Below are 10134 nucleotides of genomic sequence, written 5' to 3'. Positions count from 1 at the left end.
ACCCGCCCCGATGCGCTCGCCCGGCTGGTCGACGTGCGGGGATACGACGCCGAGGCCCTCACCGCCGGCGCTGCCGAGTGGCTTGCCTACCGCGACCAGGCGGCGGCGCTTGCTGCACTGCGGCGCTCGCGGCCTGGCGGCGTCAAGGCTCCGGTGGTGCTGCTGGAGGCGCGTCGGTACTACGACCCCGTCAGGCGCAGCGTGCTGCGCGCTGCGTTTCCCGCCGCTCGCTGGGTGTCTCTGCCCAACTCCCGGCACTTGGTCATGGTCGATGCGCCCGAGCGGATTGCATGCGCTGTCCAGTTGCTGACTCGTCCCTGATACCGGGAACCTGTGCTGCATTTGAAAGTTGAGTGGAATAGACTCAAGGTTGCGTCGGTTGAGGCGTGCAGAACTCCGGACCGGTTTCAGTCCGGGCATCCACGTCAAGGAGGTCCCATGGACACCAACTTCACTACTCGCTCGCAGGAGGCCATCTCCGGCGCCATGCAGGCCGCCGCGGCCGCCGGCAACCCGCAGGTCGACACCGCCCACCTGCTGGCCGAACTACTCGGCCAGGCCGACGGCGTCGCGGCCGGACTACTGGCCGCCGTCGTCACCGACCCGGCCGCGCGCCAGGGCATTGGCGCAGCCACCCGCCGCGTGCTGACTTCCCTGCCGGCCAGCTCGGGCTCCTCCGTCGCCCAGCCGCAGCCCTCCCGTGCCTTCCTCGCCGCCCTCGAAGCCGCCGGCACCGAGGCCAAGAACCTGTCGGATGACTACGTCTCCACCGAGCACCTGCTCATCGGCCTGGCTGCGGGCAACGCCTCCGCCGACCCCGTCGCCAAGATTCTGGCCGACGCCGGGGCCACCGCCCCGAAGCTGCGTGAGGCCCTGCCGCAGGTACGCGGCTCCGCCCACGTCACCTCCCCCAACCCCGAGGGCACCTACAAGTCCCTGGAGAAGTACGGCACCGATCTCACCGAGGCCGCCCGCGAGGGCAAACTCGACCCGGTCATCGGACGCGACGCGGAGATCCGCCGGGTCGTGCAGGTGCTGTCCCGCCGTACCAAGAACAACCCCGTCCTCATCGGTGAGCCCGGCGTCGGCAAGACCGCCGTCGTCGAGGGGCTGGCGCAGCGCATCGTCGCCGGTGACGTCCCCGACTCCCTGCGCGGCAAGCGCATCGTCGCCCTGGACCTGGCCGGCATGGTTGCGGGTGCCAAGTACCGCGGCGAGTTCGAGGAGCGGCTCAAGGCCGTCCTCAAGGAGATCAAGGACTCCGACGGCGAAATCGTCACCTTCATCGACGAGTTGCACACCGTCGTCGGCGCGGGCGCCGGTTCCGAAGGGGCCATGGACGCCGGCAACATGCTCAAGCCCATGCTGGCCCGCGGCGAGCTGCGGCTGGTCGGCGCCACCACGCTGGACGAGTACCGCGAGCATGTGGAGAAGGACCCCGCCCTCGAGCGCCGCTTCCAGCAGGTGTACGTGGGAGAGCCCTCCGTTGACGACACCGTCGCCATTCTGCGCGGCATTGCCCCCAAGTACGAGGCGCACCACCAGGTGACCATCTCCGACGGCGCGCTCGTGGCCGCGGCCACCCTGTCCGACCGGTACATCACCGGCCGCCAACTGCCCGACAAGGCCATCGACTTGATCGATGAGGCCGCCAGCCGGCTGCGCATGGAGCTGGACTCCAGCCCCGTCGAGATCGATGAGCTGCGCCGCCGCGTGGACCGCATGCGCATGGAGGAGTCCTACCTGGCCGACTCGCTGTCCGACAAACGCGGGGGCGGCGACTCCGACCCCGCCGCCGTCGAACGCCTGGAGCGGCTGCGCGCCGAGCTGGCCGACGCCTCCGAGAAGCTGACCGCCCTCAACGCCCGCTGGGAGGCGGAGAAGGCCGGTCACAACAAGGTCGGTGAGCTGCGCGCGCAGTTGGATGAACTGCGCACCAAGGCGGACCTGGCCGAACGCGAAGGCCGCTTCGAGGAGGCCGGGCGCCTGCGCTACGGCGAGATGCCCGCCCTGGAGAAGCAGATCCGCGACGTCGAGGCCGCCGACACCACCGTCGTCGGCCCGGACGGGGTCGAGCGTGAAGGCGCCGCCCCCGAACCGATGATCGCCGAGAAGGTCGGCCCCACCGAGATCGCCGAGGTTATCTCCGCCTGGACCGGCATCCCGGTCGGCAAGCTCATGCAGGGCGAGCAGGCCAAGCTGCTGCACATGGAGGACGTCATCGGCGAGCGACTCATCGGGCAGAAGACCGCCGTCGCCGCCGTCTCCGACGCCGTGCGCCGCTCCCGTGCGGGCGTGTCCGACCCCGACCGCCCCACCGGCTCCTTCCTGTTCCTCGGCCCCACGGGCGTGGGCAAGACCGAACTGGCCAAGGCCCTGGCGGACTTCCTCTTCGACGACGAGCGCGCCATTGTGCGCATCGACATGTCCGAGTACTCCGAGAAGCACTCGGTGGCGCGCCTGGTCGGGGCCCCTCCGGGGTACGTCGGCTACGAGGAGGGCGGCCAGCTCACCGAGGCGGTGCGGCGCCGTCCCTACTCGGTGGTGCTGCTGGACGAGGTGGAGAAGGCCCACCCGGAGGTCTTCGACATCCTGTTGCAGGTGCTCGACGACGGTCGGCTCACCGACGGTCAGGGGCGCACGGTCGACTTCCGCAACACCATCCTCGTGCTCACCTCCAACCTGGGCAGCCAGTTCCTCATCGACCCGCTGCTGTCCCCGGAGGAGAAGCGCAACGAGGTGATGACGGCGGTGCGGGCGGCCTTCAAGCCGGAGTTCCTCAACCGGCTGGACGACACGCTGATCTTCGACGCGCTCACCAAGGAGGAGCTCGGCAAGATCGTCGACATCCAGCTGGCTCGCATGTCCGAGCGGCTCCAGAGCCACCGGCTCACACTCACGGTCACCGACGCCGCCCGCGAGTGGCTCGCCGACGAGGGCTACGACCCCTCCTTCGGGGCCCGGCCGCTGCGCCGCCTGGTCCAGCGCGAAATCGGGGACAAGCTCGCCCGGATGATTCTGGCGGGCGAGGTCCTAGACGGCCAGGAGGTGCTGGTCGACGTCAGTCCCGAGGGTGTGCTCGCCGGATTGGCGCTCACGGCGCGCGGCGAGGCATGGGCGCCGTCGGCGGCCACGCCGGTGGCATAGCCCGCGGCCCGGCTGCGGTGACCTCGCACAGCCGGTCGGGCCACGGCAGGTGGGCCCGGACATCCTGGTGGTTGTCCGGGCCCGGCTTGTGGAAGGTGCGAGAATGAGGCCATGGCCGGCCACAGCAACACCTCGCCCGTATCCGCTTCCGGTTCCGGGGGCGCGCGTTGGCGCGGTCCGGGGCGCCCGCCGGCCGGGAGCGAGAACAAGCACGAACGCATTCTCAACGAGGCCGTGGCGCTCTTCGGCGCCCACGGCTACGCCGGCACGTCGCTCGCCGACATCGCCGCGGCTGCGGAGATCTCCAAGGCCGGGCTCCTGCACCATTTCGCCTCCAAGGAGGCGCTGTTCGCGCAGGTGCTTGAGCGGCGTGATCGTCAGGATCGGGCGAGTCTTCTGGGCGACGAGCTCATGGACGACCCCTGGGCCCTGCTCGACTCCTTCGTTGCGCTCGTGGAGCACAACACCCACCACCGCGAGCTGGTGGCGATCTACACCGCGACCACCCCCGCCGTCCTCGACCCTCACCATCCGGCGCACGCCTGGCTGTCCCGCCACCTGGAGACCTCGGTTGCCCAGGTGGAGGAGAGCCTGGAACGGGGCAAGGCCGCGGGAACGGTGCGTGCCGAGGCCCCCTCCCGGCTCATTGCGCGTTCCCTCATGGCCCTGAGCGACGGTTTGCAGATTCAGTGGCTGTGCTCGACGACTCCCGGCACCGCGGCCGCCGAGAATGTGCGAACCGGGATGGTCGATGAGGTGCGCCTGTACGTCGACGGCTTGAAACAGCAGTGGCGGATCGAGCCTGCCGGCGCCTAGCCCGTGCCGCTGCGCGGTGGCGCCGGTTCAGCGATGCAGAGCACCCATTTCGTGCACGCGGTCGGTGAAGATGCCGGTGACTCCCCAGTCGAATAGTTCCTGCGCCCGCTCGCGGGAGTTGACGGTCCACACGTTGACCCCGTACCCCAGAGAGCGGATCTCCTCGACCCGTTCGCGCGTGAGGTAGGCGTCGCTCGGGTTGACGGCCACGGCGCCCAACTGCTCCACGTAGGAACGCCAGTCGTCGGTCAGCAGCCGGGAATCCGTGAGCAGCGCCAGGTCCGTTCCCGGGCGGCGCTGCCGCATCCGCTCCAGCAGCAGCGGGTTGAAGGAGGACACGATGACGTCGGCGCCCGAGCGTTCGGCGTGACGGTCGAGCCGGTCGGCGACGCCGTCGACGAGCCTGCGGCAGGCGACGGCCCCGGCCTGGCAGGACTTGAGCTCCACATTGACCGCGAGCCCGTACTCGGCGACGACGTCGAGCACCGCGTCCAGGGTGGGCAGGGGCTCCCCGACGTAGGGGTGAGTTCCGTCGTCGGCGGTGAACCACGCGCCGGCGTCGATGGCGGCCAGGTCGGTGGCCGCCAGGTCGTAGTACGAGCCGGTCCGGTTCGTGGTCCGGTCGAGCCGGGAGTCATGGATGACGATGAGGGTGCCGTCGGCGATGACGTCGACGTCGAGCTCCACCCACTGCGCCCCCTCCTGTGCGGCCCGGCGGAAGGCGGCGACCGTGTTCTCGGGGGCGAGGGCGGCAGCGCCGCGATGGGCGAGGACGGTCCGGGTGCCGGGCGGCACCGGTGCGGGCGAGGGGTCAGCGGGGTAGGCGCGTGGACGAGGCATGCTCATAGCCCGATCCTGGCACCGGTCCTGCGCTTGGAGAGGCCACGAAATGCCGGCCCGCAACCACAAGCAGACACCGCACGCCTGCCCCTTCACCCAAACCGGCACTAATGACGTGCCCAAACCGGTCAAGTCTTGTCAGTCCCGGGAGACGGTGCCCCTGTCAGATCCCCGACTCGTTGCCCACTGCTCGCACCAGCTCGCCGGGCGCTGCCGGCATGCACCCTCTTAGGCGCAAGCGGTGTCGATCCCCGCACAACTGGTCCGTTCCCCACCCGTGTGCAGGCGGTCGTCATCTGAGACGGCTGTTGGCGTGAGCAACTACTACGCCACTTCACCGACCAGTACGCCGGTTAGGGGTCTGCTGAAGGCCTCGGAAGCCTTCAACAAACCCCCAAGTGGCGTAGCAAACCCCGAACAGGCGTAGTAGACACAGCCACGAGTCCAGCGCCAACCGCCAAGGCACAGTCATGGGCCACATGCCCACCATCACGCGACAAAGCCTCGGCCGACACCCCGAGACTTAGCCCGCCCTCAGCAACTTCGGCCGGTTTCGGCACGTCATTAGTGCCGGTTTCGGCATGTTACTTGTGCCGGTCTCGGTGAAGAGGGTCTGGGAGGCTGACCGGGGGCGGCGTCCTCACACGTCCTCGCGGTAGGTGTCAGCGACCTTGCGGGTCCGCAATGCTGCTGGTGGAACGGCAAAAAAGGAGGCCCCGCGCCATCGGCGCGGGGCCTCTGTCGGACCTGGGGGCGCGGTCCCTGAAACGCGTCAACCCCATACGCGCCGGCATGTCATCAGAGTCCCTGAACCTCCTCGATGCCGCGAGCGTTCCGACGAGCTCAATCATAGGACAGCCCGCCTGGTTAATCCATCCCAAAATCACCGGATTTATGCGGGAGAACGATTACGGATGGGTTGCGGTTGTGCGGGTCCGCTCCCGAGTCCGCATCTCGCATGCGGTACCGCAAGGTCGTTCGCATCCCCTCGGCTACCACGTGACCGGCCTGGGCGGCGGTCCCAACCGATCTCGATAGGGCACGGGAAAACCGGTGCGCCCCAGGTAACCCATAGGCGCCGTCAACGCAGCTGTGCCAGGATCATCCCCATGGACTCTACGGCCAACCCGGGCAGCACGGCGGAATTCACGGCGACGACGGATGTGGACGCGCGCTCCGCCTTTCACTTCCACTCCGCCTACGACCAGGGCTTCGCGCGGGTCGCGGCCGTCACCCTGCCCGTGGTGCTGGGGGATCCCGCGGCCAACGCTGACGCCGTCAGCGCCAAGGCCCGCGAGCTCTCCGACGACGGCGTGGCGCTCGCCGCCTTCCCCGAGCTCACGCTGACCGGCTACTCCATTGATGACCTCCTCCTGGACGACCTGCTTCTGGCCAACGTCCTGGCGGCCCTCGAGACCATCCGGGCCGCCAGTGCCGAACTGCTGCCCGCGCTCGTCGTCGGGGCGCCCCTGCGGGTGGGCAACCGCCTGCTCAACTGCGCTGTCGTCATTCAGGGCGGGGCGGTGCGCGGCGTCGCTCCCAAGTCTTATGTGCCCAGCTACCGGGAGTTCTACGAGACCCGGCACTTTGCCGCCGGCGACGGGCCCCTGCCCGAGGCGATCCTGCTGCCCGGGGTCGGCCCCGACGACGACGGCGCCCGCGTGCCCCTCGGTGCGCAGCTGCTGTTCGACGTCGAGGATGTGCCGGGCTTCACCTTCCATGTCGAGGTCTGCGAGGACATGTGGGTGCCCGTGCCGCCGTCGTCGCTCGCGGCGTTGGCCGGCGCCACCGTCCTGGTCAACCTCTCCGGCTCCCCGGTCACCGTCGGCCGTGCCGAGGAACGCCGACTGCTGGCCCGCACCTCCTCATCCCGCGGCCTGGCCGCCTACGTGTACGCCGCAGCCGGGTCGGGCGAGTCCTCGACGGACCTCGCCTGGGACGGGCAGACCTTCGTCTACGAGAACGGCACCCTGCTGGGTCAGACCGAGCGTTTTCCCGACGGGCCGCGCGCCACCGTCGTCGACGTCGACCTCGAGGGCCTGCGCGCGGAGCGCCTGCGCCAAGGCACCTTCGACGACAACCGCCGCAGCCTGGAGCGCGCCGGGGCAGCACCGGAGGCTGCGACCGCCTTCCGCACCGTGGTCATCCCACGCACCGACCTAGCTGCGCCTCGCACGGACATTGGGCTGCGTCGCGTCGTCGACCGGTTCCCCTTCGTTCCGGGCGACCCCGACCGGCTCGCTCAGGACTGCTACGAGGCCTACAACATCCAGGTGGCCGCGTTGGTGCAGCGGCTGCGCGCCATCGGCAACCCCAAGATCATCATCGGCGTCTCCGGCGGTCTGGACTCCACCCACGCGCTCATCGTCGCCGCCCGCGCCATGGACCGGCTCGGCCGCCCGCGCACGGATATCCACGCCATCACCATGCCGGGCTTCGCCACCTCCGCCGCCACCAAGCACAACGCCCTCGCCCTGGCCCGCGCCCTGGGCTGCCACGTCGAGGAGCTCGACATCCGGCCCGTCGCCGAGCAGATGCTCGCCACCATGGATCACCCCTACGGGCGCGGTGAGCGCGGCCGTGAGGTCTACGACGTCACCTTCGAGAACGTGCAGGCAGGGTTGCGCACCGACTTCCTGTTCCGCATTGCCGGTGCTCGCGGCGGCATCGTCCTGGGGACCGGTGACCTGTCGGAGCTGGCGCTGGGCTGGTGCACCTTCGGGGTGGGCGACCAGATGGCGCACTACGGCGTCAACGCAGGCGTCCCCAAGACCCTCATTCAGCATCTCATCCGCTGGGTGGTGGCCGAGCAGATCTTCTCGGAGGAAGCCAGCCAGGTGCTGTTGGCCGTCCTGGCCACCGAGATCAGCCCCGAGCTGGTCCCCGCCACCGACGGCGAGCCGATTCAGTCCACCCAGGCGCGCATCGGCCCCTACGCTCTGCAGGACTTCACCCTGTGGTACGTACTGCGCCACGGTGCACGACCCTCCCGCATTGCCTTCCTCGCCGAGAAGGCGTGGGCCGACCCGAGCGTCGGCGACTGGCCGGCGGGATTGCCCGAGGAGGAGAAGGTCGCCTACACGCTCGCCGACATCCGCAAGTGGGAGCTGGTGTTCTTCCGGCGCTTCTTCTCCAGCCAGTTCAAGCGCTCGACGCTGCCCAACGGGCCGAAGGTCGTGGCGGGTGGCACCTTGTCTCCGCGTGGCGACTGGCGTATGCCCTCCGACGCCGACTCCGCTCCCTGGATCGCCGACATTGAACGCAACGTTCCAGTGATCTGAGGTCCGCCGCACGCTACTATGGGCTTCGTCATAGCCCGTCGCCATGCTCAACGAAGTGGCACTCCCTGTCGCATGAGGCATGACAGAGCGGCTCATGACACATGTCATTACCCTGTGCCGTCACCCTGGCGGCGTATCCACTGGCAGGAGCCCGCAATTGTCAGCATCAGTTGCAGTCATCGTTGCGGCCCACGGTCACCTGGCGGAGGAGTTGCTCAACTCCGCCGTCATGATCGCCGGACCGCAGAATGACGTCGTCCCTATCAGCTTCGATCCCGGCGAGGGGCCGGATGACCTGCTGGCCAAGTACGCCAGCGCCGTCGACTCCTCCGCATCCACCCAGTTCCTCGTGCTCGTCGACCTCCTCGGCGGCAGCCCCTACAACGCCGCCGCCCGCTTCGCCGCCACCCGCGACGACGCCGACGTCGTCACCGGGGTCAACCTGCCCATGCTCATTGAAGTGCTCGGCCGCAGACTCACCGGGGGTGACCTGACCGAGCTCGTCGACGTCGCCAAGGCCTCCGGTGTGGCCGGCGTCAAGGTGCTCTCCGAGATCTTCACCCCACCCGCCACCACCGATTCCGACGACGACGAAGGAGACGAGCTCTGATGGACATCAAGCTGCTGCGCATCGATTCACGCCTGGTTCACGGCCAGGTCGCCAACAACTGGGCCGGCTCGCTCGGGGCCGAGGCTATCCTCGCCGTCTCCGACGGCGCCGCCAACGACGAGCTGCGCAAAACGCTCATGCTCCAGACCGGCGGCGGCAAGGTCAAGGTGCATGTGCTCACCGTCGCCAAGGCCGGGCGGGTCTACAAGAACCCCAAGTACGAGAACCTCAAGGCCGTCATCGTCGTCGAGACTCCGGCCGACATTGTGCGCCTGCTGGACCTGGGCATCCAGGCGGACGAGGTCAACGTCGGCGGCATGACCTTCAAGCAGGGAACCAAGGCCCTCTCCCAGGCCGTTTACGTCTCCGATGAGGACGTGGAGGCCTTCAAGGAGATCGACTCCCGCGGCATCACGCAGTACATCCAGCAGGTCCCCTCCTCCGGTCGTTCCGGCCTCATGGAGGCGCTGAAGTCCAAGGGCTTCATGAACTGAGCCCACCGGGCTCTTAAGCGACTTAATCCCTCATTTGTCCCTACAGGAAGCACTCCTATGCATGACATCGGTGCTGTCCAGATCATCCTCGTCACCCTCGTGGCCTTCCTCGCCGGTTGCGACTCGGTTCTGGACGAACGCATGTTCTATCGACCCATTATTGCCTGCACCCTCACCGGCCTGGCTCTCGGCGACCTCAAAACCGGCGTTATGGTCGGCGGCAGCCTCGAGCTGCTCAGCCTCGGCTGGATGAACGTTGGCGCCGCCATGGCCCCCGACGCCGCGCTTGCCTCCACCGTCTCCACCGTCATCGCCATCGCGGGCGGGCAGAGCAGCAAGGAGGCTATTGCGGTGGCCGTGCCCCTGGCCGTTGCCGGCCAGGCGCTGACCATCTTCGTACGCACCATCAACGTGTTCTTCGCCCACCAGGCGGACCGCTTCGCGGAGAATGCCAATACGCGTGGCATTCAGATCATGCACTACCTGGCCCTGTCCCTCCAGGGGCTGCGCGTGGCCATCCCCACCGCCGCCGTCGCCGTCGTCGCCTCCGGAGACGCGGTGCAACGGGCCCTGGAATCGATTCCAGACGTCATCACCCAGGGATTGCAGATCGCCGGCGGATTCATCGTCGTCGTCGGCTACGCCATGGTCATCAACATGATGCGGGCGCGCAAGCTCATGCCGTTCTTCTTCATCGGCTTCATTTTCGCTCAATTCATGACCACCCTCGATACCGGCATCACCCTCGTGGCCCTGGGCATCCTGGGCGTGTGCCTGGCTCTCATCTACGTCCAGCTCAACCCCGAGTTCCACGAGTCGGTGCAGCTGCCGCGACCCGCTCCCGTCGCTGCGGGCGGCGGCTCCGGCGGCCTGGACGACGACCTGGATGACGAACTCGATGACGAGCTCGACTGACCGCGGCAAGGAACAGGGAAGGAAACACAAC

The 10134-nt window shown here is 68.5% G+C and carries 8 protein-coding genes; 7 read left to right on the top strand and 1 reads right to left on the bottom strand.

What is annotated here, in order from left to right; all coding sequences use genetic code 11:
• From RWX45_RS12620 to RWX45_RS12610, 3 genes are all read left to right on the top strand, one after another.
• A partial coding sequence (locus RWX45_RS12620; RefSeq protein ID WP_316024067.1) for a hypothetical protein occupies positions 1–321 on the top strand: 321 nt, incomplete at its 5' end.
• A gap of 117 nt (positions 322–438) precedes the next feature.
• Entirely contained in the window at positions 439–3147 is a 2709-nt protein-coding gene (locus RWX45_RS12615; RefSeq protein ID WP_316024066.1) for an ATP-dependent Clp protease ATP-binding subunit, read from the top strand.
• A 111-nt stretch (positions 3148–3258) separates the two neighbouring features.
• On the top strand, positions 3259–3963 hold the full coding sequence (locus tag RWX45_RS12610) for a TetR/AcrR family transcriptional regulator (protein ID WP_316024065.1): 705 nt from the start codon (positions 3259–3261) through the stop codon (positions 3961–3963).
• 27 nt (positions 3964–3990) lie between these two features.
• Here the strand turns inward: RWX45_RS12610 and RWX45_RS12605 are convergent, their stop codons facing one another.
• The gene (locus RWX45_RS12605) at positions 3991–4809 is read right to left on the bottom strand and encodes a glycerophosphodiester phosphodiesterase family protein (protein ID WP_316024064.1); all 819 of its coding nucleotides are present in this window, start codon (positions 4807–4809) and stop codon (positions 3991–3993) included.
• A gap of 1103 nt (positions 4810–5912) precedes the next feature.
• Here RWX45_RS12605 and RWX45_RS12600 point away from each other — a divergent pair.
• From RWX45_RS12600 to RWX45_RS12585, 4 genes are all read left to right on the top strand, one after another.
• Positions 5913–8084 (top strand): NAD(+) synthase, encoded by a 2172-nt coding sequence (locus RWX45_RS12600; RefSeq protein ID WP_316024063.1) that lies wholly within the window; start codon positions 5913–5915, stop codon positions 8082–8084.
• 157 nt (positions 8085–8241) lie between these two features.
• Positions 8242–8694, top strand: a complete 453-nt coding sequence (locus tag RWX45_RS12595; protein ID WP_316024062.1) for a PTS sugar transporter subunit IIA — start codon at positions 8242–8244, stop codon at positions 8692–8694.
• Positions 8694–9188 (top strand): PTS sugar transporter subunit IIB, encoded by a 495-nt coding sequence (locus RWX45_RS12590; RefSeq protein ID WP_316024061.1) that lies wholly within the window; start codon positions 8694–8696, stop codon positions 9186–9188. The genes RWX45_RS12595 and RWX45_RS12590 overlap by 1 nt, the downstream gene beginning before the upstream one ends.
• A 57-nt stretch (positions 9189–9245) precedes the next feature.
• Entirely contained in the window at positions 9246–10103 is an 858-nt protein-coding gene (locus tag RWX45_RS12585) for a PTS mannose/fructose/sorbose transporter subunit IIC (protein WP_316024060.1), read from the top strand.
• The last annotated feature ends 31 nt before the right edge of the window (positions 10104–10134 follow it).

Source organism: Actinomyces sp. MRS3W (assembly GCF_032465695.1).
Classification (GTDB): Bacteria; Actinomycetota; Actinomycetes; order Actinomycetales; family Actinomycetaceae; genus Actinomyces.
This window is presented reverse-complemented; position numbering and strand designations above follow the sequence as displayed.

Bases quoted from the DNA above. Each gene is read 5' to 3' on its own strand.
- RWX45_RS12615 (WP_316024066.1), top strand. From the start codon at position 439: ATGGACACCAACTTCACTACTCGCTCGCAGGAGGCCATCTCCGGCGCC.
- RWX45_RS12610 (WP_316024065.1), top strand. From the start codon at position 3,259: ATGGCCGGCCACAGCAACACCTCGCCCGTATCCGCTTCCGGTTCCGGG.
- RWX45_RS12605 (WP_316024064.1), bottom strand. From the start codon at position 4,809: ATGAGCATGCCTCGTCCACGCGCCTACCCCGCTGACCCCTCGCCCGCA.
- RWX45_RS12600 (WP_316024063.1), top strand. From the start codon at position 5,913: ATGGACTCTACGGCCAACCCGGGCAGCACGGCGGAATTCACGGCGACG.
- RWX45_RS12590 (WP_316024061.1), top strand. From the start codon at position 8,694: ATGGACATCAAGCTGCTGCGCATCGATTCACGCCTGGTTCACGGCCAG.
- RWX45_RS12585 (WP_316024060.1), top strand. From the start codon at position 9,246: ATGCATGACATCGGTGCTGTCCAGATCATCCTCGTCACCCTCGTGGCC.